Genomic DNA, 509 nt, shown 5'->3' on the forward strand with positions numbered 1-509 from the left:
CGTAACGTCGGTCGTATGTCGGCGCTTTTAGCAGGGATTCCTTATACAGTACCTGCAACCACAGTCAATCGTTTATGTGGTTCATCACTCGATACCGTAGCAATGGCCGCGCGAGCCATTAAAGCTGGTGAAGCTGACGTGATTGTGGCAGGTGGTGTTGAATCTATGTCACGTGCCCCATTTGTGATGGGTAAATCTGAGAGTGCATTTGGTCGTAGTCAAAAGATTGAAGACACCACCATGGGCTGGCGTTTTATCAACCCGAAGCTTAAAGAAATGTATGGTGTTGAAACCATGCCGCAAACGGCTGAAAACGTGGCTGAACAGTTCAATATTAGCCGTGCTGATCAAGACCAATTTGCTTTAACCAGCCAACAACGTACGGCTGCAGCGCAAGCACGTGGTTTCTTTGATCAAGAAATCGTGCCTGTGACTATTCCACAGCGTAAAGGTGATGCGGTTGTGGTGGCAAAAGATGAACATCCTCGTGCATCAACCACTTTAGAAGC

At 47.7% G+C, this 509-nt stretch carries 1 protein-coding gene; it reads left to right on the forward strand.

Features of this window, described 5'->3' with window-relative positions:
- On the forward strand, positions 1-509 hold a 509-nt coding region (locus AC1M9K_RS14520; RefSeq protein ID WP_481589641.1), incomplete at both ends, for a thiolase family protein.

Source organism: Acinetobacter sp. 24-47-67 (assembly GCF_056779735.1).